Annotated in this window: 24 protein-coding genes; 22 read left to right on the forward strand and 2 right to left on the reverse strand. The window is 46.4% G+C overall.

The genetic code is table 11. From position 1 onward, the window contains the following. Nucleotide 1 precedes the first annotated feature (1 nt). Complete coding sequence (locus tag AC1DUD_RS20335) at nt 2-3,721, reverse strand: DUF5977 domain-containing protein (RefSeq protein ID WP_477377705.1); 3,720 nt, start codon at nt 3,719-3,721, stop codon at nt 2-4. 498 nt (nt 3,722-4,219) lie between these two features. Here AC1DUD_RS20335 and AC1DUD_RS20340 point away from each other — a divergent pair, with 498 nt between their 5' ends. The 22 genes from AC1DUD_RS20340 (at nt 4,220) to AC1DUD_RS20445 (ending at nt 22,661) form a co-directional block, all read left to right on the forward strand. Continuing rightward, nucleotides 4,220-4,489, forward strand: a complete 270-nt coding sequence (locus AC1DUD_RS20340) for a helix-turn-helix domain-containing protein (RefSeq protein WP_477377707.1) — start codon at nt 4,220-4,222, stop codon at nt 4,487-4,489. A gap of 50 nt (nt 4,490-4,539) precedes the next feature. After that, on the forward strand, nt 4,540-4,779 hold the full coding sequence (locus AC1DUD_RS20345; protein WP_477377709.1) for a hypothetical protein: 240 nt from the start codon (nt 4,540-4,542) through the stop codon (nt 4,777-4,779). A 214-nt stretch (nt 4,780-4,993) separates the two neighbouring features. Continuing rightward, a complete protein-coding gene (locus tag AC1DUD_RS20350; protein WP_477377711.1) occupies nt 4,994-5,530 on the forward strand; it encodes a BfmA/BtgA family mobilization protein in 537 nt (178 codons plus the stop codon). A 4-nt stretch (nt 5,531-5,534) separates the two neighbouring features. Beyond that, nucleotides 5,535-6,434 (forward strand): DUF5712 family protein, encoded by a 900-nt coding sequence (locus tag AC1DUD_RS20355; RefSeq protein WP_477377713.1) that lies wholly within the window; start codon nt 5,535-5,537, stop codon nt 6,432-6,434. A gap of 33 nt (nt 6,435-6,467) precedes the next feature. Continuing rightward, on the forward strand, nt 6,468-8,609 hold the full coding sequence (gene mobC / locus AC1DUD_RS20360) for a conjugal transfer protein MobC (RefSeq protein WP_477377715.1): 2,142 nt from the start codon (nt 6,468-6,470) through the stop codon (nt 8,607-8,609). Between the two features lie 232 nt (nt 8,610-8,841). Further along, nucleotides 8,842-9,411: a GNAT family N-acetyltransferase gene (locus AC1DUD_RS20365; protein ID WP_477377717.1), complete on the forward strand. Its 570-nt coding sequence runs from the start codon at nt 8,842-8,844 to the stop codon at nt 9,409-9,411. 36 nt (nt 9,412-9,447) lie between these two features. After that, a complete protein-coding gene (locus AC1DUD_RS20370) occupies nt 9,448-10,395 on the forward strand; it encodes a helix-turn-helix domain-containing protein (protein ID WP_477377719.1) in 948 nt (315 codons plus the stop codon). 195 nt (nt 10,396-10,590) lie between these two features. Beyond that, complete coding sequence (locus AC1DUD_RS20375; RefSeq protein ID WP_477377721.1) at nt 10,591-11,451, forward strand: RteC domain-containing protein; 861 nt, start codon at nt 10,591-10,593, stop codon at nt 11,449-11,451. A 167-nt stretch (nt 11,452-11,618) separates the two neighbouring features. Next, nucleotides 11,619-12,218 (forward strand): hypothetical protein, encoded by a 600-nt coding sequence (locus tag AC1DUD_RS20380; RefSeq protein ID WP_477377723.1) that lies wholly within the window; start codon nt 11,619-11,621, stop codon nt 12,216-12,218. Between the two features lie 124 nt (nt 12,219-12,342). Continuing rightward, complete coding sequence (locus AC1DUD_RS20385; protein ID WP_477378106.1) at nt 12,343-12,621, forward strand: DUF4134 domain-containing protein; 279 nt, start codon at nt 12,343-12,345, stop codon at nt 12,619-12,621. A gap of 10 nt (nt 12,622-12,631) precedes the next feature. Continuing rightward, on the forward strand, nt 12,632-12,961 hold the full coding sequence (locus tag AC1DUD_RS20390; protein ID WP_477377725.1) for a DUF4133 domain-containing protein: 330 nt from the start codon (nt 12,632-12,634) through the stop codon (nt 12,959-12,961). After that, nucleotides 12,951-15,413 (forward strand): TraG family conjugative transposon ATPase, encoded by a 2,463-nt coding sequence (locus AC1DUD_RS20395; protein WP_477377727.1) that lies wholly within the window; start codon nt 12,951-12,953, stop codon nt 15,411-15,413. Before AC1DUD_RS20390 ends, AC1DUD_RS20395 begins: the two co-directional genes overlap by 11 nt. Before the next feature lie 4 nt (nt 15,414-15,417). Then, entirely contained in the window at nt 15,418-15,792 is a 375-nt protein-coding gene (locus AC1DUD_RS20400; RefSeq protein WP_477377729.1) for a hypothetical protein, read from the forward strand. Between the two features lie 207 nt (nt 15,793-15,999). Beyond that, nucleotides 16,000-16,680, forward strand: coding sequence for a conjugal transfer protein TraI (locus AC1DUD_RS20405; protein WP_477377731.1), 681 nt, complete (start codon nt 16,000-16,002; stop codon nt 16,678-16,680). Continuing rightward, a complete protein-coding gene (locus tag AC1DUD_RS20410) occupies nt 16,667-17,335 on the forward strand; it encodes a hypothetical protein (protein WP_477377733.1) in 669 nt (222 codons plus the stop codon). The genes AC1DUD_RS20405 and AC1DUD_RS20410 overlap by 14 nt, the downstream gene beginning before the upstream one ends. Nucleotides 17,336-17,378: 43 nt before the next feature. Beyond that, complete coding sequence (locus tag AC1DUD_RS20415) at nt 17,379-17,996, forward strand: TerB family tellurite resistance protein (protein WP_477378108.1); 618 nt, start codon at nt 17,379-17,381, stop codon at nt 17,994-17,996. After that, nucleotides 17,993-19,192 (forward strand): conjugative transposon protein TraJ, encoded by a 1,200-nt coding sequence (gene traJ / locus AC1DUD_RS20420; protein ID WP_477377735.1) that lies wholly within the window; start codon nt 17,993-17,995, stop codon nt 19,190-19,192. Before AC1DUD_RS20415 ends, traJ begins: the two co-directional genes overlap by 4 nt. 15 nt (nt 19,193-19,207) lie before the next feature. Further along, entirely contained in the window at nt 19,208-19,831 is a 624-nt protein-coding gene (gene traK / locus AC1DUD_RS20425) for a conjugative transposon protein TraK (RefSeq protein ID WP_477377737.1), read from the forward strand. Beyond that, complete coding sequence (locus AC1DUD_RS20430; protein WP_477377739.1) at nt 19,828-20,046, forward strand: hypothetical protein; 219 nt, start codon at nt 19,828-19,830, stop codon at nt 20,044-20,046. The genes traK and AC1DUD_RS20430 overlap by 4 nt, the downstream gene beginning before the upstream one ends. Before the next feature lie 49 nt (nt 20,047-20,095). Further along, a complete protein-coding gene (gene traM, locus AC1DUD_RS20435) occupies nt 20,096-21,163 on the forward strand; it encodes a conjugative transposon protein TraM (RefSeq protein WP_477377741.1) in 1,068 nt (355 codons plus the stop codon). A 1-nt stretch (nt 21,164) separates the two neighbouring features. Next, on the forward strand, nt 21,165-22,430 hold the full coding sequence (locus AC1DUD_RS20440; RefSeq protein ID WP_477377743.1) for a hypothetical protein: 1,266 nt from the start codon (nt 21,165-21,167) through the stop codon (nt 22,428-22,430). Nucleotides 22,431-22,487: 57 nt separating this feature from the next. Then, entirely contained in the window at nt 22,488-22,661 is a 174-nt protein-coding gene (locus AC1DUD_RS20445; protein WP_477377745.1) for a histone H1, read from the forward strand. Between the two features lie 110 nt (nt 22,662-22,771). Here AC1DUD_RS20445 and AC1DUD_RS20450 read toward each other — a convergent pair whose 3' ends face one another. Further along, nucleotides 22,772-23,176, reverse strand: coding sequence for a hypothetical protein (locus AC1DUD_RS20450; RefSeq protein WP_477377747.1), 405 nt, complete (start codon nt 23,174-23,176; stop codon nt 22,772-22,774). Between the last annotated feature and the right edge of the window lie 123 nt (nt 23,177-23,299).

Below are 23,299 nucleotides of genomic sequence, written 5' to 3' on the forward strand. Positions count from 1 at the left end.
ATTAATTAACCTGTACAAATGAATCCGAACTTCCGGTAGCAATGATCACATTGCTAAAATTGGCGGACGGCGCGGTAACTGTTGGCCGTACGTTGCCCAATTGCCAGGTATGCGAATTGAATGGCGAAACCGGTGGCAATTGAAGACTATAAGTACCTGCAGGTATTTGCACCACAGTACTACCTGACGTCGGAAAATTGTATGTAAGCGTTTGAGGGCCGGAAAAAGTAGCCTGGAAACCGGCCAGGCCGGTATTATTGGTCAGCGTAAAGTTAATCATCTGAACCGGGCAGCCACAGACCTTATTGGCATAAGCCTGGCCGTTCGTATTGTAATCATACTGGGCTTCTGCGTTTGCCGAAGCTTTGGTCGACGAATAGTATTTATTGGCGGCAACCGTAAAGCTGGTGGATTGCGGATTGGTCCCTGCCGGGCAGTTATTCCGGGTTATTGTGCCGGTGATCACATCATTTCCTATGGTCATATCATAGTTGTGATAGCCATAGTTCTTGATAATATTTCCGTTCCAGTCTTTTACGTTTTTGAGCCTTTGGAAAGAGTCATATTCAAAATTTGAAACCGCGCCTTTAGGATCAATCAATTCGGTTAATCCGTTCGGATCATAGGCATAGGTATTGATCTGGGCATCCTGCGGATAAAGTGCAAGCTCATCTATTGATGTAGAGCCACTCACCGAGATCGAATAAACATTGGTCGGGATCAAATGCTGGTAGAAAGTCCAGCCGTTAACTAATCTTAAAGGTGTACCGCTGATAAATGACCCGGTGTTTACTGTGGCCGCCCCGCCATTGCTCCAATAAGACAAAACAAATGCTTTGGTCTGATCAGTGTTGCTAAAACTGATCGATCCGTTATTCAGAGAATAAACCATTTTGCCCGTCGGTGCGGTATCGTCCTGTGTGGCGCTGCCGGAATAGTTCCATCCACCTGTATTTCCGGTTTCAAAACTGGTATAAGCATAATTTCCCAGGACTGCATTTTTAATCTGTAAAACAGGAAGCGCGTTATTGTAATTCCAGAGGATCGATACGGGCGTAGAATTTCGGGGCGTGTACTGGATAAGGTTGCTACCTGTATCGTAATTGTCAAAGCTGATCATTTGGGCGTAACGGCTGTCTGATGAAAGGTTTCCCGAAACCACTGAGCTGGGAACAAAATTTGTTAAAGGGGCAGCTATTCTTAACCGGCTAATTTTACTGGGTACTACAGGGATATTTGTGCTCCCCAGCATTTTAAAGACATGCAGCTCTCCAGTTGTAACCCCATTTGTTGCCAGGCTTACATTTTTAACAGTATCCCATTTCTCAATCATCTCCGCCTGCATATTTCGGTTAAGCATGGTATCCAGTACCGAGTTACCTGTTGTGGTTTGCCCAACAGCAAGATAGTCAGCCGGGTACTTCATCGTAGAAATATTGGTGTTGCCTTTGCTGTCGACATGATACGACCTGGTAACTTGCTGATGTTTGATATTGTCGTATTTGTATGAAACTGCTGACGTACTGAATTTGGTGGTATCGATCTGATCGTAGTTGTAAAGGGTAGTCCCTGTTATGTAGTTGTCATCGGAAGGTATACTGTAGTTCTGAGCGATAAACTGGTTAAAATTATTGGCAGGGCCTGCGCCGCTTCCGGCATATTGTATACCCATGGCGTTCGGGCCTTCGTCCCAGGCCATTTTATCGATCACCATGCCGGCATAAGCGTGGTTATTTAAAGGAAAACTAGTGTAAGTATTTACCTCGCGCTTTACCACTTGGTAAACGCCGGAGCCATTATTTTTGAATTCCGTCTTTTTTAGTAATTGCCCCCTGGCATAAAAGAAGGTTTGTATAATAGGCACGCCGCTGCGGGATGTCATGCGGGAATCCGGCTGATCCCTGAAAACATATTCTATCTTTCCAATATTAGATGCTGGGGTGCCCAAATATTCCGTTACAGAAGGATAACCTACCACAGCTGCATCAAACGGAACCAGGTCATTGGATGGGTTAGAGGAAAAGGTCGTATAATTCTCGCTACCCGTCTGTATTCCGGGCAGGCCGGGCCCGTTACTTCCTCCCCAGTAACGGTATTGTTGAGTGTTGGTAAAATAACTCGATTGCAGGACTGCATTGAACGTCGCGCTATTGTACTGGTACGTTTTAGTTATGGGTATCGCGTTTACATTATCATAGCTCTTGACCGTGGCGATGCGCAAGCCGCCCACCTGAACCAGGTTATGCTGTGCATCGTAATAACGGTTGGTCTGATACGTAAAATCCGTATGGCCACCGGTTGGAAAATCGATACGCTGAAGAATATAGGCCTGCATATAGGTTGAGTCCGAATTACGGTTATTGGCTACGCTGCTGCCGACGGTGTAGGTGGCCGGAACGCCATTGGAATTGGCATTGACAACCATTTGAGGAACCAGCGAAGTGCTGGTCGTTTTCCCATTATAGTAATCCCAATAATCCTTAGCAAAAGAATCATAAGCAGGTAATGTTATACTGGTATTATAGGTAAACCTGTAATGCTGCATGGTTGATCCGGCAGCGTCCAAAACCTGGATAGAGTCCAGTCTAAGCCTTGAGCTGCCGGTCGGATTAAAATAACTCTTATAAAATACTACGCTTTTTTGCAACACATAGGCTTTCTTACTGAAATCAAACGCGTAGATTTTGATCTTATTTAATCCTCGTGCAGTGCTTGGGCTGCCAAAATCAAGCCTGGTGCCGCCGTCCATTTCAAAAACTACTTTGCCATTCTTAAAAAGGATCTGGGATAATGCCTGTTCGTTTACGCTGGTATAGACCAGGGAATTGTGATGGTCCCCCGCTGTATAGTTCATCACATAAGGGCACGTACCCGAAATAAAAACATTGTCAGTAACTACATCATAATGGGTAGTTGCCGAAGGGTAGGTAATATTTTGAGTAGCATAAGAAAATAAAATACTGTCCCGTTTATCCTGGGAGATCATGCTCTCCAGCATCCAGGCAGAATTGACCGACTTCGTATTCGTTGATGTTGTGGTCGTAGTAGATTCAGTATTGGTACCAAATCCGAACTTGCTTACAGTACCATGTTCGTCAATAATCTTAAACCTTGGCGCATTTTGAAATTGGCCTGTGGTCCCGGAATTGATGAGGCTGATCGGGGCGAATGGTATTAATGCAGGTTTCAGACTATTGGTGCTTTCAAAGAAGAACTTCCCGCTGTGGCCGGGGATATCATATGAAAAAATATCAGGCCTGGAATCTTTATACCCCGTTACCACATCCCTTGCATAATCGATATCCGTATTGCTATTATTCAGATCAAGTGAATTATAATCCCGCAACGAACCCGAAAGTAAACCGCTGACATCATCATCAGGCATTCCCATTACTTTCCTCGAAATACTTCCGCCTGCAGACACCGACCACCCTAACCCCACCCAGCTTGCCACATCTGAAACCCGGTTTCCCGACGCGTGGTAGGAGAGCGTGATAGGCAGTTCCAATGATCCGGATTTAGCTGTAAACAGGTTGATGGATATATCCGGTACGCCCGTGTAATAATTAACCTTGTAGTCGCCATATTTAGTAAAAGCGGTGCTGTTAGGTGCTAACGGAAATGGATTTGGAATAAAATAACGTGAATTAGCGATTTGCGCGGACAGGTTGTCGGCTAAAATAAGCAGGACAATAATTATCCCCAGGAGTTTAGGTTTCATTGATGATTAAGGTTTAAGTGGTGATTGGGAAGACCAGAGAACGGCAGATCATGAGAAAGACTGAAATGCCGTCAGCATAGTTTATCAGTCACGTCTTACCCAACATTGGGGGCATACCAGAAATCTTCGCACAAGGGTGCGGTAAAGTGATCAGGAAAAGGTTCATAACTGGAATTGGTTTGGTTATGACCAATTTAAAAACTTATATTTTAATCTGCAAGTTTTCACAAAAAAAACAGGGCATAAGTAATTGAAAATATTATCATTACATCCCAAGCAAGCTATTAATCACATTTTTTAAATTATTGTGAAAAAACAATATTCACATAAACCGGCAGGGTAGCTGTTTCTGCATCTGTTCTAACATCCGGTAATTCAATTTTATATCAAAGCATAATTAAATGAGGGATATCCCTTAATGCCTCAGGAAGGGATTTGCAGGCGCCGTTCATTTGCATTGACAGACCGATGGATGGTTTGCAATTTCAATGAATTGGTATGGCAACTTTGGATTTGATCACGCGTCAGGATTTGGAACAGTTTAAAACGGAACTGTTCAGTGAGTTAAAGAAAATGCAGGGTTTACCGGCCGTCTCGCCAGCTAAGGAATGGCTGAGGAGCATGGATGTCCGCAAGCTTTTGAACATTTCAGCGGGGACTTTGCAGAACCTGCGGATCAGTGGAACGCTGCCCTATACCAGGGTCGGTAGCATTATGTATTACCGGTACGCCGATATTCTGAAGATTTTGGATGGCGGCAGGAGCTGATGCTGATGAAGCCGGCACAGCGGGTAGCGCGATTTTTAAGGAAAGCAGGAATGGACAGCAGGTTACATCCCTCCCATATCAGCCTGTTTATGGTGATAGTTTATTTCAGCACTGAGGGCCCGGAAGGGGTGTTCCGGGTATCCCGGAAAAAACTGATGGCGTATTCGCGCATCAGTTCTATTGTGACCTACCATAAATGTATGAAGGAGCTGCATGATTACGGTTATGTTTTGTATAAGCCCAGCTTTGACCCCTGCCGGGGCAGTGCGGTGTCTTTTCCCCGGGGATAGTTCAGTTCTTGTTTTCCGACAATGAAGCATTTTCAGGCCGGGACGGCGGCTGTTTTTTTATTAAAAAAAGCGAGCGGGAATTGGGCAGTGGCCCAATTCGCTCGCCGTTTGCGCTGCAAACGGGGTTTTACTTATGCTCCGGGCATAAGTTTCGGCCCTGGCATTGCCCGGGGCCGGGAATTTACCATAAGTGGGATTATAAGTACTGAATAAAATGTCTACGAAAGATAATTATACAAAGACGCTGCGGTTTTCTGCGGAAACGGATGAAAAGCTGGGCGAGGCCGCCGCGAGGCTGGGGCTGAGCAAGTTCCGTTTTTTTAACCTGATGGTGGATTATTTCTACCGGACCAGGAAAGATCCTGCTGATGTCAATGATGAGGTACTGAAGAAAACCCTGTTTAGGAATCACGATACCTACGTGCGCTTTATCAGGGCGCAGGAAGACAGGATCCTGATCCCGCTGAAAGAGGAAATGGACAGAATGGTGGCTTCGCAGATCAAGATCATTGACAGTTTTAATAACCAGGTGCTGAAGGCAAACCGGGAGATTTTGTCGGGCCAGGATACGCATTCCCGTCAGGTGGAGCAAATGATCGGTTTATTTTCGGAGCGGCTGGACGACAAAGAGGGGATGAAACAAAAATTCAGGTATATACTGAATCATTTTTATAAAGCGATGATCCAGGCTTCTGCAAGGGAAAAAGAGGCTTTGCTGCTGGAAACGTTAGAACACATCGCTAAACTTTAATCCTATGTTCATCAATATCACAAACAGCGAGACCGCTGATAATAAGGGCAGCAGTGCCGGCCTGGTCAACTACCTGGATAAGGAGAACCGGCCGGGGGGCAGTTCAAATCAGGAACTATGGTTCAACGAAGGGCACAGGGACATCCCGTCTTATCAGGCCAGGCGGGCCATCGACAATAACATAGCGAAGCTGGGAAAGGCTGATGCCAAATTTTTCCTGGTCAATATCAGTCCGAGCCAAAAGGAGATCGCCTGGTTAAAGGAACGCTACGGCGATGCCGGAGCGAAGGAACAGCTGAAACTGTATGCGGTCAACATGATGGACGAATACGCCCGCAATTTCAAAAGGCCTGGGATCGAAAGCAGTCAGGACCTGTTGTGGTTCGGGAAGCTGGAAAATTACCGTCGTTATAGTTATAAGGATTGGCAGGTTCGGCAGGGCTTCTACAAGGTTGGCGACCTGAAGCCGGGCGAGCAGATGCATATTCAGGTCATAGTCAGCCGGAAGGATATCACCAATAAAATTAAGCTCAGCCCGATGAACAATTCCAAAGGGCGAAATGCGGAACACGCACGCAGGATGGGCCAATTCGACCGGTCTGCTTTTAAGGAATCCGGGGAACGGGTCTTCGATCAGCAGTTCGGCTTCGTGCGTGGGGTACTGGATACTTACGCGTACGCGAATGCCCGAAAAAAAGGCGCACTGGAGCAACGTATCGCTTTACGGTCGGCCTGGCGGGGAAAGCCTTCAGAAGTTTCAACGCAATCTCATTCACGGGCTCTGGGGGCAGTTGACCTTGGGAGGATACTGGCCAAACCTGGCCAGGAAGCGGCTCCGGATACTTTCCATAAGAAGAAGCGGAAACGGGAAGGGCCGGATCAGGACCAGGAAATCTCGTTTTAAAGGAAAGGTTAGTCTCATTAAAATATTGAGGATATGCAGACTGGTGAGGATATTCAGGGGTTAAGAAAAATTATTGATTTTACCCGGCTGATCGGAGGTTTCATTTTAGCGGTTCACTTCTACATCAGCTGTTACCATGCTTTTGAGGACTGGCATTGGACGGCAGCTATCACTGACCGAGTGACCGGTCACATGGCGAAGCTTGGCCTGTTTGACGGTTTTTTTAAACCCAAGGCGGCGGCGTTAGTGTGCCTGGTCATATCCGTTTGGGGTATCAGGGGACGCAAGGATGAACAGATCGGCTATAAAAGCATCGCTGCATTTATTGGCAGCGGGATGTTGTTATATTGGTCGAGCGCCTTATTTTTTTATTTGCAAGTTCAGTCGCGATGGATTGCGGCCGGGTATATGCTGACTACGGTAACGGGGTACATGCTTATGTTGACGGGCGGGGCATGGTTGTCACGCCTGCTCAGGGAAAAACTGGATAAGGATATATTCAATACGGATAATGAAAGTTTCCCGCAACAGGAGACTTTGCTGGAAAATGAATACTCGGTTAACCTGCCCGCCAGATACAATTTAAAAGGACAGGTAAGGGATTCCTGGATCAATATCATCAATCCATTCAGGGGTATCCTGGTGCCGGGTACGCCCGGCGCCGGTAAAACTTATTTTGTGGTGCGGAACATCATCGACCAGCATTTAAAGAAAGGGTTTTCCATGCTGATCTATGATTTTAAGTTTGACGACCTGACGAGGCTTGCTTATAATAAACTGGCTATATATAAGGGAAATTACGCGGTAAAGCCCGCTTTTTATGTGATTAATTTTGATGACCTGAACCGCACGCACCGCTGCAACCCGCTTGATCCCGGCACGATGAAAGATATTACGGATGCGGCGGAGGCAAGCCGGACGATCATGATGGGGCTTAACCGGGAATGGATCCGAAAGGAGGGGGACTTTTTCGTGGAAAGCCCCATCAACTTTCTGACGGCACTGATCTGGTACCTCCGCAAATACGAAGATGGCAGGTATTGCACCTTGCCGCATGTGATCGAACTGATGCAGACGGACTATGCTCAGCTTTTTGCCATTTTACAGGAAGAAGATGAGATCAGGGCGCTGATCAATCCGTTTATCCTGGCCTATAACAACAATGCAAAAGCCCAACTGGAAGGACAAGTCGCCAGTGCCAAGATCGGTTTGTCCAGGTTGTCCTCCCCTTCCCTGTATTATGTGCTGTCGGGAAACGATTTTACACTCGATTTAAATAATCCCAATGCCCCCAAGGTGATCTGCCTGGGTAACAACCCGCAGAAACTGCAAACTTACGGGGCAGTACTGTCCCTGTATATTTCCCGGATCATCAGCCTGGTCAACAGAAAGGGACAATTGAAAAGCAGTCTGATCTTCGACGAGTTCCCGACCATATTTTTTAACAATATCGACAGTCTGATCGCTACCGCCCGCAGCAATAAGGTTTCCACGACATTGGTGATGCAGGATTTCAGCCAGCTTAAAAAAGATTATGGCGCCGAACAGGCTGATGTGATCACCGGGATTGTGGGCAATATCATAAGCGGCCAGGTTACGGGGGATACTTCGAAAAAGCTGGCGGATAATTTCGGTAAGATCGTTCAGGATAAGAACAGCATGACGATCAACAACAGTGATACTTCTTTTTCCAAAGCCACGCAATTGGATTATGCGGTACCGGCTTCTAAAATCGCGTCCTTATCCTCGGGAGAATTTGTTGGAATGGTTGCTGACAATCCCGACCAGCGAATCAACCTAAAGCTTTTTCACAATCATATTCAAAACGATCATGAGGCGATAGCGCTGGAAGAGGCTGGCTATAAACCGCTGCCATTGATCAATTATGTGTCCCCGGAAGACGTGGAAGAAAATTACAAACTGATCAAACGGGAGATTACTGAACTGGTCAAACTCGAAATGGAAAAGGTGGAAATAAAAAAACCTAAAGCGGACGCGAAGGCAGCTGCCGCTTCAGCGCAAGCGACAGAAAAGCATGCAGACAAAGTCACCGATTTCGTCGGTCAGGCGCAAAAACCTTTAGCCGGAGGTCAGCATACAGCGGCAGCACATCAGTCAAAGACCGGGCAGCCTGAATTGGATAGAAACGACGAAAACGGTATCGTATCTTATTAGCTGCTAAGAAATTCCCTTGCCCGCGTGCCCCGGCAGAAATATGACTTCCATTTAAATTAACAATACCCGGTTTAATACTTTTAATTAAACGAAATATTTAAATAATAATTTCTTTTTAAGCAACTTTAAGCGCTTTTCATACGTTATAACATTTATAATCCTGCCCCATTCGGGGCTGATTACAACAGCGAACGAATATTAAATATTATTAATTTAATCTGCCGGAATTAATATGAAGAAAGCATCAGCAGCCGATAAGCCGTTAATCGTTGATATACTGTCGAATGCATTTGAGACCAATAAGAGCGTGAACTACATCATCAGGCAGGGAGCAGGGAGAACGGCCGCGCTGCGGGCCTTGATGGACTATTCATACCGGATGTGTAAAATGTTTGGCGACGTATGGCTGAGCGATGACAGGAAAGCCTGCGCGCTCGTTTTATATCCGCAAAATAAGCGGGCGACGGTTAAAGCGATATTACTGGATATTGTCCTTATATTTAAAGCGATAGGGGTAATGGGAGTAAAAAAGACCCTGGACCGCGAAAGCAGGATCAAACAGAGACAGCCCCATGTTCCGATGGCTTACCTGTGGTTCATCGGCGTTGATACCAATGACCAACATCAGGGCACCGGCAGTAAATTATTACAGGAAATATTAGACGATGCCGCAAAGAAGGATTTACTCGTTTATCTGGAAACTTCCACTGTAGAGAATCTGCCCTGGTACCGGCGATTGGGATTTGAGGTCTACGATCAACTGGAATTGGGGTACACGCTTTATTTCCTTCGGAATAGTTAAAACAGACCGCTGACCGGACACTATATTTCTTCGCCGATGCTTGTATTTCATACGCAGATCCACCTGGTCACTTTTATATTCATTGTGCTGGAAACGGTGATGCTGTTGTTCCAGTTCTTTTATTACCTGTTCAGACCGGAGGATAAGAACCGTTTGTATTACCTGATCCTGTTGACCTTATTGCTGTTCTACAACATTACCGGGGGGCTGTTTCCGGATCCCGGTATTTCGCTGCCTGTCCCCTACCAGGAAATGATCGCCTATGGCAGCGGGTTTTTAATGGCTTCTTATTTTCCGTTTTACTTTTATAAAGCGTTCGGCTTGAAAGATCTTCGCTGGCATGCCTTTTACGGTGTCCCGATTTTCCTGATCCTGCCCTACCTGCTCTTCTTTGTGATCGATTACGCGATTGCCGGTAATCTTGATAAGGACCTGAAATACGGGATGCTGGCACCTTTCCTTTATGCCCTGGTATTGTTATGGGTCATGTTTCAGGCCATCCATAGACAATACCGTGTTAAACGTAATTACCGGGAGTACCTGGAGGAGATCGCCATGTATGTGGCAGTCAGCCCCTGGGCGACGCTGACGCTCTTTGGCTTTATCGAGGAAAGCCAGGTCACCGAAGTGCTTTTTACCAATACGGGAATTGTCGCCATCAGCTGCCTGTTCATCTGGAAGTCGATCCAAAAGACCCGTTCCGAATACCGGAAGAGCCTGCAGCTGCAAATGAGCTCAGGCAGCGCTGACATCCTGCAGCAGAACTTTATCCGTTTTAAACTAACCAGGATGGAGATCGAAATTATTCAGTTATTGCTAGTAGGCCAAAGCAATAAGGAAATAGCTGACAGGCTTCATATCTCCGAAGAAACGGTCAAAAAACATATCTACAATGCATTCAGAAAAACAGATGTCAAAAGCAGGACAGCCTTATTTCATAAGTTAAAAAATATTCACTTAAATAGTTTCCTGGCGTTTTTCTGATAAAAATACCACTTTTTTAGTACCAGTTTTGGCGCAAAAGGCCACTTTTTTGGTATTTCCTGCCATCGTGATTCCCTATAGTTTTGGATTGTTAATCAATTAAAACACTATGGTTAGACTTTACGCATTTCCTGTCCGGGTATCAATTGTTGCCAGTGAACAGGCGGGACAGGACTTACTTAACTAAATTCACCTATGGTACAGGAACAACTATCCCGGCTGCAAAAGCAGCTGGAACAGGAGCTGGAACAATTGTCTTTCCAGTCGCAGGAACCGCTTTTCAAACTGACAGGCGCGCTAAAGCTGATCAGGCGGGCGCTTGAAAAAGTAAAACAGGATGTGATCGCACATTCTTTTAGAGAAAAACGAGAGGAGATCAGCTTTTTCAAGTATGCCAAGCCGTCCATCTACCAGTGGCAGATCTTCTATACCGAATTGTATACCATTGAAACCGGCTTTCCGTTCGGCGACGCTGAAAAACAGGCTGACTACCTGTCCCAGGAACTGCATTATATTGAACGTTTCTTTCAGCAGCACGCTTTCTTATATCAATATTTCAAACTGGATGCCGATGAACTGGATAACCTTTACTTTATACGGGGAGCGGAGATCCAAAGCGTCCTGCTTCCCCATATCCCGGAGGTCGATCCCGGCTTTGGCACCGGTGCTGACTACCTGTTTTCCAAGTTCAGGGCTTTTGAAAATCTGAAGGCCTGGATCATCGAAAAAATACTTTATCTCAGGGGGAACCCATTGAATCCGCTTCAGTTAAACAGGGAGCCGGATGATCTGAAATGGACCGGTGAAACGATCAACCTGGCCGAGATCGGTATCGGCATTTATCAGACCCGGCAGCTGAACAACGGCACGGCAACGCTGGGACAGATCTTTCGCTGGCTGGAGGATAAACTCAACGTGAAGATCGGCATACCCTCCAAGCGACTGTCCGAGCTCCGGCGCAGAAAAAGGCTGAGCAGGACACAATACCTAGATGAAATGAAAGACAATATCATACAAAAACTGGATAAGGAGGACGAGTACGACCCAACAAGGTAAAAAAGCGGTTTATCGCTGGAATTTAACAAGAATTATTTAATTGATTAACAACGATTTTGAGTTTAATTAAGGGATATCCCCCCTTGCCTCCAATCCCGGTCCGTTGTCTTTGAAAATTTGCTTTTGAAATTCCTGCCGTAATGAAGCGGCAGGACAAAAAGTAAATCATGATGTTATTGAAACATTTCACATGGCAGCACTTTCTGGTTGCTGCTACCATCCTGGCCGCGGTCTGGTATGCAATTATCATCCTGGTCTTTTACCGTAAAAGATTACAGGATATTTTAAACGGCAAACAAAAACCGGAGATCAGCCCGGGGCCGCTCAAACATGGCTGGGAAGAGGACTATGAAGACCTGTCGGCGGGTACAGATGACGACCTGATCGGTAAAGCCGTTTTGCCGGAAGGCATGACCAAAGTGAGCATGGACATGTTCGGCTTTGCGCCAAAACTTGCAGAAGCCGGCCACGCCCGGGAACAGGCCGGCGGGGAATTCATCAGCGATGAGTATCCGGGAACGAACGAAAAAAGCAGGGAAATTCAACAAAGCCTGGTACCTGATGCGATCGAGGATCTGAAAAGTATTTTTTCCATTCTCGAAAGAGATCAGGGTACGAAGGAGCAATTTCTTTCGCTTTTCGGCCTCGTAAAGCATAAATATGCGGCGATCCGGCATACGCCTGCTGAAAATGCCTTTAACGAATTCATCAGGGCAAACGTGCTTTTTCCCATTTCCGACGAAGAGTTAACAAACCTCTGGACTTAACCCTTAATCCATTAAACTCATGAAATCATTGATCAATGCCGTTCTTGGCTACATAAAAAATTGGGCAAATGCCTATCATTCATTGCCTGCCGGTCAGAAACGGACCGCACTGACCAAAACCCTGATGTTCGCATCGGCCATGTTAACGGTCAATTACTGCTTTGCACAGGATGGCAATTCCGGTATCAATTCGGCAACCACGCAGGTCAAAAGCTATTTTGACAGCGGCTGCAACCTGATGTACGCTATTGGCGCAGTGGTAGGGATCATCGGTGCCATTAAAGTATTTAATAAATGGAATGCGGGAGAGCCGGACACCAATAAAGTTGCTGCTGCCTGGTTTGGCTCCTGCGTCTTTTTGGTCGTCGTTGCTACCGTGCTGAAGTCATTTTTTGGATTATAACAGAAACACGATGTCAGTCTACCGGATCAATAAAGGGGTATCTAAACCCATCGTCTTTAAAGGGCTCAAGGCCCAGTACATCGCCTATCTGGCTATCGGGCTCGTGGTCCTGCTGATCGGATTCGCCGTTCTCTATATCTGCGGCTTCAGCCTTTGGATCATACTTCCGCTTATTCTCGGTCTGGGTTCGGCATTATTCTTCCTGGTATTCCGGCTGAGCCACAGGTTCGGTGAACACGGCCTATCCAAATTCTTCGCACGAAAGCAGTTGCCGGCGTTCCTTGTTTTACGTTCACGGCAGGTATTTATTAAACTAAAAGAAAAAAATCATGGGAATTGATATCGAAAAAATATTACCGCTTATCAAGGTCGGGAACGGTGCTATCCTTTCAGCGCATGGTGATATGACCATTGCCTTCCAAGTTGTTTTACCGGAGATTTTTACGTTATCTGACCGGGACTACGAAGCTTATCACCAGGCCTGGGTTAAAGCTATACGGCTGCTGCCGCAGGGGAGCATCTTTCATAAACAGGACTGGTTTACGGAAAGCCATTTTAAAGCAGACTTTGAAAAAGCCGGTAAAAGCTTCCTGTCACGCTCCAGTGAGCGTTTTTTCAACGAACGCGAATACCTGGACCATCATTGTTATATCTTCCTGACCCAAAAGCCGAAAGACAGGAAACCGGGGACATCGGTATACAGCAACTTATTGCGCAAAAGCATAGTTCCCCAACAGATGATCAGCCCGGTACATTATAAGGATTTTCTGGATTGTGCAGGACAGTTTGAAAGGATATTGAAAGACAGCGGGTTCGTTAAGCTCACCCGCTTAAATGATGATGAACTGGCAGGGACAAAGGATAATGCCGGTGTTATTGAACGGTATTGTTTGCTGTCAACGCCACCCGGTAAAACCATTGTACAGGATATCCATATCAGGGAAGAGCTCAGGATCGGCAGTAAGCATTGCGAACTTTATACGCTCGCAGACACCGAAGATTTGCCTGGCCTTTGCGGCAGCCGGATCAATTATGATAAATACAGTACCGACCGGACAAAATTCAGCATCGGTTTCGCCTCACCGCTCGGTCAGCTGCTGAATTGTAATCATATCCTTAATCAGTACATATTTATTGAAGACAGCCAGAAGACCATCAAACGACTGGAGGCGAAAAAGCTACGTTTACAATCCCTGTCCGGGTATTCGAGGGAAAACGCTATCAGCAGGGATGCGGTCAACGATTTTTTAAATGAAGCTATCGGGCAGCAGCGGCTTCCGGTCAAAGCACATGTGAATGTTTTGGCCTGGTCTGAGGACAGGGAGAAGTTAAAAGACCTCAAAAATCTGGTCAGTTCGGCCATGGCGCAAATGGACGCCACGCCAAAAAAGGAAACCGACGGGGCGCCGCAGATCTGGTTTGCCGGCCTGCCCGGCAATGAAGCCGATTTTCCGATGAACGAAACCTTCGATACCTTCGTCGAACAGGCGACCTGTTTTTTTAACCTGGAAACCAATTACCGTGACAGTATCAGCCCTTTCGGCATCCGTTTAGGGGACAGGCTTACCGGTAAACCTGTCCACGTGGATATCAGCGACGAGCCGATGCGATTAGGCTGGACGACTAACCGTTCGAAATTTACGATAGGCCCATCCGGTTCCGGTAAAAGTTTTTGGACAAATCACCTGCTGAGGTCCTATTTTGAACAGGGTGCCCACATCGTGGTGATGGATATTGGTCACAGTTACCACGGACTTTGTGAGCTGGCCGGAGGTTATTATTTCACCTACTCGGAAGCTAATCCGATCCGGTTCAATCCATTTCATTTGGGAGAGGACGATATCCTGGACACGGAAAAAAAGGAAAGTATTAAAACCTTGTTGCTTGCCCTTTGGAAAAAGGATGATGAACCCTACCGCAGGTCAGAATACGTCGCCATATCCAACGCTTTGACAGGGTATTACAAACATTTGGAACGTTTCCCGGAGATCTTCCCCTGCTTCAATACCTTTTATGAATACCTGATGGAGGAATACATGCAGGTGCTGGAAGATGGCAAGGTAAAGGAAAAAGACTTTGATGTTGCAAACTTTCTGTACGTACTTAATCCTTATTACCGGGGCGGTGAATTTGACTACCTGCTGAATGCAACAGAGAACCTCGACCTCCTACATGAACGCTTCATCGTCTTTGAAATTGACGCTTTGAAAGACCATCCAATTCTCTTTCCGGTGTGCGTACTGGTGATTATGGAAATGATAATATCCAAGATGAGAAAGCTGCCCGGCATCCGGAAAGTCGTTCTCATTGAAGAATGCTGGAAAGCTATTGCGAAGGAAGGCATGGCTGAATATATCCGCTATCTGTATAAAACGATGCGGAAGTTTTATGGCGAGCCCATTGTGGTTACCCAGGAAGTCGAAGACATCATCAGCAGCCCCGTTGTCAAACAAGCTATTATTAATAACAGCGATTGCAAGATCCTGCTTGATCAAAGCAAGTACCAGAACAAGTTCGACGCGATACAGGAGTTGTTGGGTTTGACGGACAAGGAAAAGGCGATGATCCTTTCCATGAACAGGTCCAACGATCCGTGTCGGAAGTACAAAGAAGTGTTTATTTCTTTAGGGCAGTACGCGAAAGTTTACCGCACGGAGGTAAGTCTCGAAGAATATCTCGCCTATACGACAGAGGAAAGCGAAAAGGTAAAAGTACATCAATATGCCGCCAGGTACGGCAGCATACAAAAAGGTATTGCGATGCTGGCCATGGATATGCGAACCAAAAGTTAACGTGATGAAAAGAACAGTTAAGATCATGGCAGTTTGTTTACTTGCTGTAAGCGCCTGCCGAAATGCGTCAAAAACCAACCAGGATTTTATTCCCGGCACCTATGTAAAAAGCGATAAAAGCGCATATGGCATCGCTGAAGATACCGTCTTCATCACGCAGACGGGTGGCAAAAACTACCTCGTCGATTTTCACGTGACCTATCAGGCGATCCGTGACGGCAGGCTCTTGCTACCGCATCATAAAAAGGAAAAGCTGAACGCATCATGGGATGCTTCAAAAGAGCAGCTTACGGAAACGGTTACGGGCAGGACGTATACCTTTCAGCCGGATAAACAGCGCATGATGCTTAACGCCGGCGTTTTTCGAAAAATAAAGTAACACCCTAACAGGATGAAATAATGATACGAGCTTCATATAAGCTCATATTATTATCCTGATCAGCATTTTAAAAAGGTGGTATTGCCTGTATCAATATCCCAGCAGTTAATTAATCCATTTAATAATCAAATCACCCACATCAATGGGTAAGGGAGGCTTATGAATATTCCCAAAGGAATCCTGTTTGCCATTAAAAAAGTTAAAACAATGAAAAAATACATGGTCATACTCCCCTTATCGGCAGTCACGGTATTTGTGGCGCTCCCCAGGGGCGCTGATGCCCAGGTCGTTGTTGGCCAGGTCATCAGCGAAACCGTAGGCAGGGTTATCCGCGCCATCGACCTGGAGGTACAGCGGATGCAAAATCAAACGATCTGGCTTCAGAACGCGCAAAAGGCATTGGAAAATCAATTGTCCAAATTAAAGCTCGCTGAGATATCCGGCTGGTCGCAAAAGCAAAAAGAGCTCTATGGCAGCTATTACGACGAATTGTGGAAAGTAAAGTCCATCATTACTTATTACGGGCGGATCAAAGATATAACCGGGAAGCAGGCAGCATTGGTCGGCCAATACCAGCACGCCTGGAGCCTGCTAAAAACAGACAAACATTTCTCCGACGACGAACTCAGCTACATGCAGTCAGTTTACTCCGGGATCCTGCAGGAGAGTGTTAAAAACCTGGATGAAATCCTGGTCGTGATCAATGCTTTTAAAACGAAGATGAGCGATGCCAAAAGGCTCGAACTGATCAATAAAGCGGCTGATCGTGTAGACAGCAATTGCAGCGATCTGAAAAAGTTTAATAACCAGAATTATATCCTGAGCATACAGCGGTCCAGGGACGAAAACGAGGTCATAACACTAAAACGCTATTATGGGATTGATTAATGCAAATGTTGTTTTTCGCGCTAAAGCGGTACTGTTCGTAATGATACTCCTGATGGTGAATGCTACGACGACTTTTGCGCAGACATTCGCAGAATGGTTTTCTCAAAAGAAAACCCAGATCAAATATCTTAACCAGCAGATCGCAGCTTTGATCCAATACGAAAACTACGTGATGCAAGGTTACCGGATTTCACAGGACGGTTTAGGAGGCATAGGTGATTGGGTAAAAGCTGAATTTGATTTGCATTCTGATTATTATCAATCTTTAAATCAGGTAAACCCGGCCATCGGCAGCGATCCGAGGGCGGACAGCATCATCAGTTATACAAAACAAATTCCTGTTCGCTTTGACCATCTTATGCATATCAGCATCCTGGATGCCGGCGGTCGTGATTATATCCGCCGGGTTAGGTCTGCGGTGATAGCAGCTTGTGATCAGGACTTAGCAGAATTACAAACGATCATGACCAGTGGTAAGCTACAAATGACCGATGACGAACGGATCCGGCGCCTCGATGAAATCTATAACCGGATGAGGGACAAATATGCTTTTACGCTTTTCTTCTGTAGCCAGGCCGGCACCTTGTTGCTCCAACGTGAACGGGAAGTCAGGGATATGAACACTATAAAACAATACTATGGAATCACGAACTAAAAAAATAACAGCCAGGCGCGGGCTTACCGGAATATTAAGGCTGATGGCAGGAACGCTGCTGTTGCTGCTGCCTGTCTCCAAAGGCGAAGCCCAGATTGGCACCGGGCAGGACATGCAGCAATTAATATTAGATATTGAAAAGCTTACCCAGTTTAAAGCCATTCTCGCTGATATGCGGCAAGGTTATTCGATGCTGACACAGGGCTACCGGCAGGTAAAGGATCTGTCACAAGGTAATTTCAATCTGCATGCTGTTTTCTTAAACGGCTTATTGCAGGTCAATCCGGAAGTAGCAAAATACGCCCGTGTGGCCGATATCATCGCAGATGAAGTCAGCATACTTTCGGAATACAGGAACGCTCTAAAACGGCTCCGGAACAGCGGCCTTTTCCATGCTGGCGAGTTAGGCTATCTGTCAAATGTATACGGCCGGTTAACGGCTGCCGCGTTAAATGACGTCAATGACCTGGCCGATGTGGTTACGGCCAGCAGGTTGCGGATGAGCGATGATGAAAGATTAGCTGCTATTGACCGGATATATGCCTCAAGCAGTGATAAGCTTGCTTTTTTGCGGTCATTCAACCGCAGGGCCGGAGTGCTTGCCATACAGCGGCAACAGGAGCAAATGGTAGTGAATAACCTAAAATCATTGTACCCATGAAAAAGCAGATTGTAGCTATAGGTGCAGCTCTGGGGATATTCAGCAGCCTTTCGTTAGATGCGCGTGCGCAGGATATCACCGGCAGTTTAAAAGGTATGCAGCCGGTTATAAACAATGTTTATAACCAGATGATCCCGATGTGCAGCAACCTGATCGATGCAGCCCGCGGCATTGCAGGTTTTGCCGCGTTATGGTATATCGCCTCCCGGGCCTGGAAGCAAATTGCAAGAGCCGAGCCGCTGGACTTCTATCCCCTGCTTCGCCCATTTGCATTAGGGATGGCCATCATGCTTTTTCCGATGGTAATTGCCATCATGAACGGGATCATGCAGCCTGTCGTATCGGCAACAGGCTCGATGGTGACCGGTTCGGATAACAGCATTGCTTTGCTGCTGAAAGAAAAGGAGGCTGCGATCAAAAACAGCAGCACCTATCTGATGTATGTCGGCGACACGGGGGAAGGCGACCGTGCTGCATGGTACAAATATACGCATCCGGATGATCCTACCGGGGAGAATGAAGGCACAATTTCGGCTGTAGGCAACGATATCAAATTCTGGATGGACAAGCAGGCTTACAATTTCAAGAATAATATCAAACAATGGATGAGCGAGATTTTACAGGTGCTTTATGCCGCAGCCATACTCTGCATCAATATCATTCGCACATTCTACCTGATCGTACTGGCCATTTTAGGGCCGCTTGTATTTGGCTTTGCGGTCTTTGACGGATTGCAGCACAGCCTGCAACAGTGGATCGCCCGTTACATCAATGTATTCTTATGGCTGCCGATTGCGAACATCTTTGGCAGCATCATAGGCCAGGTACAACAGCAAATGATCAAGCTGGATATAGCACAGATACAAAGCTCCGGAGACACCTTCTTTTCTTCAACGGATACGGCGTACCTCATATTCCTGTGCATTGGAATTGTCGGGTATTTCTCCGTACCGAGTGTGGCCAATTATGTGATTCATGCCCACGGACAAAACGGCTTCCTGAGTAAGGTAACGCAGGTAAGTACGGGTGTTGCAACCCATACGATGACAACGGCTTCCGAAGCAGGAAATACTTTGGGTAACCGAATGGAGCAAGGCGGAGCCAACCTGATGAATGTCCCAGGCAACTTTATGGAAGGTTACCGGAACGCCGGCGATTCCTATCAACAGGATAAACTTTCAGGCAGGCAAACTTAAAAATGGAGGTAAATTATGTTTCAACAATTCAAGAATATAGACACGGCATTCAGGCATATCAGGCTGTTCAGCTATTTACTGATCCTCGCCTGTGTTTTGATCACCTGCTTTGTGGTGTTCCGAAGCTATCAGAGTGCTGACAACTTCAAAAATCATATTTATGTACTCGCTAACGGTAAAGCGCTTGAGGCAATTGCCTCGGACAGGAAAGATAATATACCGGTAGAATGCAGGGATCATATCAAAGTTTTCCACGAAGATTTTTTCAATCTCGATCCCGATGACAAGCAAATTCAGACGACCGTTGCGCGGGCTTTATACCTTGCCGACGGCAGCGCAAAAACCGCTTATGATAACTTAAAGGAGGCGGGCTATTATAATAACCTGATCTCCGGCAGTATCAGTCAAAGTATCTCGATCGACAGCATTCGCCTCGATATGAACCAGTATCCCTACGGATTCAGCTGCTATGCAAGCGAAAAATTGGTCCGCAGTACCTCGACGACAACCAGGAGCCTGGTCACCCGTGGTTTTTTACGCAATGTCAACCGGAGCGACAATAACCCGCACGGGTTCCTGATCGAACGATGGGAAACACTGGAAAATAAAGATGTTCAGGCTAAAAATTTACTACCATGAGATTACTTAGCAAAAACAGGAAGAGTTTGATCAGCAAAAATTTTTTCGCTAAAGCAACTTCGGGACTTGACCGGCAACAACACAGGATTGCCGGTTATCTCGGGCGGAAAACGCAGTACTGGAACCGGAATGCCAAAATAACAGCGCTTGCCCTCTTTTGCCTGGTGTTTGGCGGGATATGTCTCCTGTTGTTCATCCGCAGTGTAGTTCACTGAAACGGGGTTTAGTCTATGGCAAACCTATTATTAACAAAAAAATTCAATCATGACGACACAAGAAGAAAGCAGACGAAAGCTGTTCTTATTCCTTCCCCTTTTGGTGTTGCCCTTTTTGGCCCTGGGCTTTTACGCTCTGGGCGGCGGCAGCGCAACGGAATCAAACCAAAAGGCGTCCTTAAACAAAGGCATCAATACCAGCCTACCGGGAGCCAGGCTAAAAGACGAAAAAGACCAGGACAAGCTGAGTCTGATGGACAAGGCACTAAAGGACAGCAATTTCAAACGGTCAAAATCAGCTGCAGGCGCATTCGCGGCATTAGGCTGGGATACCGGCCGTTTCAGCAGTAATGGAAAGCAATCCAACACCGCTGAAAACAATGAGGCGCAGATCAAAGACCGGTTGGCGCAGATCAATAAACAGATCAACCGGCCGGCAACCATCGCCGGACAACATGATGAGGATTATCCGCCGTCCGCAAAGTCTCCTGATTTAGACCGGGTAGAAAACCTATTAAAACAAAAACAGGAGGCAAATGAACCTGATCCGCAATTACAGCAGTTAAGTGGCATGCTGGATAAGATCAGGCAGATCCAAAACCCGGCAATTGTAAAAGCGCCTGACCTGAAAACCAATCCTGTTAAGCCGGATAGCGCCTTTAAAGCTATTCCGGCGTCTGTCGACGGGGATCAGCGGGTACGGCCCGGTGGCGTGGTCAGGTTAAGATTGCAAGATACGGTAACCATAGGTGCCATACTTTATCCGAAAGGTCAGCAGCTTTCCGGTTTGTGCGCAGTGACCAATCAGCGGCTGTTGCTGGATATTAAAAATATCCGGCTCGGCACAACGATCATCCCCGTCAATTTGACAGTTTTTTCGCTCGATGGATTGCAGGGCATTGATGCGCCCGAAGCAGAGCTGGCCGGGGCGGCCGGGGACGGCGCAAAAGGCGCGCTGGAAAATATGCAGTTCCTTTCGGCGGATTACACCCTCGGAGCTCAAGCTGCTTCAGCAGGTATTTCTGCAGCGAAAAGCCTGATCGGCAAAAAGGTCAAAAATATCCGGATAAAGCTTAAAGGCGGCGAAACGGTTTTGCTAAGAAATAATAAACCTTAATATGTTTTTAAAGAGCTCATTTGCTGAAGAAATTATCAGCGTGTTGGAAGATGCACAGGATGTGGGCTTAAATCACGTGGTTTTTGCAGTGGGACTTTCCGTCGAATTAAAGCCGCAGCACATCGCATTTTTTTCAGATAAGGACAAAGCTCTAAAGTACTGGAAATCAAAGGAACCTTATTATCAAACAAGCGGATTGGGCCAGGATCCAGAAATATGGCATCGGCCAATTGATCTGCTAAAAGCAGAACTAATAGATGTTAATCACTTAAAAACACAAGAATTTATGAACAGGAACAACTGGGAAAACATGGAGAACGAAATGAAGCAGCTTCGTTTTAACCCGCAGACCATCGAACAGGTCCGGCAAAAAATGGAAAAGGGCATCACGGACTTTACTGCCCACGACCAGGTCAAAGGGACTAAAGGCGCGGTCGATGTGACCGCTCATTTCAGGCAGTCGGCACAGTCTGACAACTTTTACCTCAATAAATTTGAGGTAGCGCTGAACACGGGCAAGCCTTTGGAGGAAGGGCATAAATATTTTGTGATTACCCCGAATGAGCAGCAGCCGGGTAAAAATATGGCTAAGCCGTTTGTCAACGTCACTGAAGCCATCAGCTTTTTTAAAGATCAAAAAGGTGAAAGTAAATTAGCGGAAGGCAAGGATGCCGGTCATACCAGGGAACTGGCCACGATGAAGGAGGGTAAAGTTGATTACGTAGAAAAGGACTTCGCGCGTACCTTCCGTACCCCTGCTCAGACGCAAACATTCTTCGTGGACCGCGGGAAAGGTTTTACGGTAGAACAAGCTGCCAACCTTATCCAGGGTCGCGCGGTTTATCGTGACGACCTGTTAAACATGGGCGGCAGCCCCTATGCGGCCTGGGTAAAACTGGACTTTGACAGCCCGAAGGACAGGTACCAGAATTACACGACCAATCAATACCACGTCCCGAGCTATGGCTTCGATGTCAAAGAGCAGCTGGCGAAATTTAACATCAAAGAGCTGGACAATCCTGAAAAAGCCGAAAAATTGACCAAGTCTATAGAAAACGGCAATCGTCCGCAGGTAACGCTTATCAGGGACGGCCAGGAAACCGGGCTCTTTATTGAAGCGGCACCGCGGTACCGCCAGTTGAATTTCTTCCAGGAAAACGGCAAGCCGGAAAAGCGTGAGCAGTTTTTAAAGGAACCTGCGCAGGACCAGAAAATAGCATTAAACAAATCCCAAGGCAAGGAACAGGGTCAGGGAATGGCTGTCTGAAGATCACCTGGAAATAATCAGCAACATGTTAATTAATTCATTTTATAATTTATGATCATGGAAAAATTCGCAAAATTGAAAGGAACTATCCTGGCTATTGAAGCCGAGGCTGTCAAGTTTTATGAGCGTGGGAACCGTGCTGCCGGTACGAGACTGCGTAAATCTTTACAGGAAATAAAAGGGCTTTCGCAGCACATCCGGCAGGAGGTGACGACGATCAAAAACAGCTGACTACTATAGGCTGTTGAAGGCCCGGTTATTTAGCCGGGCCTTTTTAGCACATGGTGCCGCTTCTGTTTTGCGCCGATGCGTGACAAGCCGCATTACTTAATATTACCTGCTTATATCTTCGCTTGCTCCGGCCGGTCGCAAACATAGCAGTTACCAGCTGCATCAACGTACCAGCCTCTTTCAAAACAAAACCTCCAAAGTATTCCCTCTTCCTGTAATACGCTGGTACAGAACTTAAAATTAAAGCCTTTGTCAGCCAATAATTTGGCATTAAAAAAGCTAACGCTATCCTCATCAATTGGCCCGCCAATGGCCTTCAGCAGTTGATAGTTGTTTCTGATGATCTTTAAGATTTCCGGCAGGTTCTCATGTACCTCCGCCCTTTGTTGATAAGCTTTATTCCGGTTAAAGGTGTTCCGGCAACCATCATTACAAAACCGCTTGTCGGTCCTGCCGAATAATGGCTTGCCGCAATTTTCGCAATACCCGTCGGCCTTGTGATTTGCTTCAGTCATATAAATGCCAATGATCGTCCTGATAACCTGACAGATAAACGGTCAAGATCGGGTAATTGTTTTTTGTACCGGGTAATTGCAATTCGTACCGGGTAACCGTTTTCAGCGCTTCAATTTTGTTGG

Source organism: Mucilaginibacter sp. P4_A11 (assembly GCF_056402535.1).

Coding starts and splice junctions, on each gene's coding strand:
- AC1DUD_RS20380 (WP_477377723.1), top strand. CDS start 11,619: ATGATGTTATTGAAACATTTCACATGGCAGCACTTTCTGGTTGCTGCT.
- AC1DUD_RS20335 (WP_477377705.1), bottom strand. CDS start 3,721: ATGAAACCTAAACTCCTGGGGATAATTATTGTCCTGCTTATTTTAGCC.
- AC1DUD_RS20390 (WP_477377725.1), top strand. CDS start 12,632: ATGTCAGTCTACCGGATCAATAAAGGGGTATCTAAACCCATCGTCTTT.
- AC1DUD_RS20405 (WP_477377731.1), top strand. CDS start 16,000: ATGAAAAAATACATGGTCATACTCCCCTTATCGGCAGTCACGGTATTT.
- AC1DUD_RS20430 (WP_477377739.1), top strand. CDS start 19,828: ATGAGATTACTTAGCAAAAACAGGAAGAGTTTGATCAGCAAAAATTTT.
- traM (WP_477377741.1), top strand. CDS start 20,096: ATGACGACACAAGAAGAAAGCAGACGAAAGCTGTTCTTATTCCTTCCC.
- AC1DUD_RS20410 (WP_477377733.1), top strand. CDS start 16,667: ATGGGATTGATTAATGCAAATGTTGTTTTTCGCGCTAAAGCGGTACTG.
- AC1DUD_RS20375 (WP_477377721.1), top strand. CDS start 10,591: ATGGTACAGGAACAACTATCCCGGCTGCAAAAGCAGCTGGAACAGGAG.
- AC1DUD_RS20445 (WP_477377745.1), top strand. CDS start 22,488: ATGGAAAAATTCGCAAAATTGAAAGGAACTATCCTGGCTATTGAAGCC.
- AC1DUD_RS20340 (WP_477377707.1), top strand. CDS start 4,220: ATGGCAACTTTGGATTTGATCACGCGTCAGGATTTGGAACAGTTTAAA.
- mobC (WP_477377715.1), top strand. CDS start 6,468: ATGCAGACTGGTGAGGATATTCAGGGGTTAAGAAAAATTATTGATTTT.
- AC1DUD_RS20395 (WP_477377727.1), top strand. CDS start 12,951: ATGGGAATTGATATCGAAAAAATATTACCGCTTATCAAGGTCGGGAAC.
- AC1DUD_RS20385 (WP_477378106.1), top strand. CDS start 12,343: ATGTTCGCATCGGCCATGTTAACGGTCAATTACTGCTTTGCACAGGAT.
- AC1DUD_RS20345 (WP_477377709.1), top strand. CDS start 4,540: ATGGACAGCAGGTTACATCCCTCCCATATCAGCCTGTTTATGGTGATA.
- AC1DUD_RS20450 (WP_477377747.1), bottom strand. CDS start 23,176: ATGACTGAAGCAAATCACAAGGCCGACGGGTATTGCGAAAATTGCGGC.
- traJ (WP_477377735.1), top strand. CDS start 17,993: ATGAAAAAGCAGATTGTAGCTATAGGTGCAGCTCTGGGGATATTCAGC.
- AC1DUD_RS20370 (WP_477377719.1), top strand. CDS start 9,448: ATGCTTGTATTTCATACGCAGATCCACCTGGTCACTTTTATATTCATT.
- AC1DUD_RS20440 (WP_477377743.1), top strand. CDS start 21,165: ATGTTTTTAAAGAGCTCATTTGCTGAAGAAATTATCAGCGTGTTGGAA.
- traK (WP_477377737.1), top strand. CDS start 19,208: ATGTTTCAACAATTCAAGAATATAGACACGGCATTCAGGCATATCAGG.
- AC1DUD_RS20400 (WP_477377729.1), top strand. CDS start 15,418: ATGAAAAGAACAGTTAAGATCATGGCAGTTTGTTTACTTGCTGTAAGC.
- AC1DUD_RS20355 (WP_477377713.1), top strand. CDS start 5,535: ATGTTCATCAATATCACAAACAGCGAGACCGCTGATAATAAGGGCAGC.
- AC1DUD_RS20415 (WP_477378108.1), top strand. CDS start 17,379: ATGGCAGGAACGCTGCTGTTGCTGCTGCCTGTCTCCAAAGGCGAAGCC.
- AC1DUD_RS20365 (WP_477377717.1), top strand. CDS start 8,842: ATGAAGAAAGCATCAGCAGCCGATAAGCCGTTAATCGTTGATATACTG.
- AC1DUD_RS20350 (WP_477377711.1), top strand. CDS start 4,994: ATGTCTACGAAAGATAATTATACAAAGACGCTGCGGTTTTCTGCGGAA.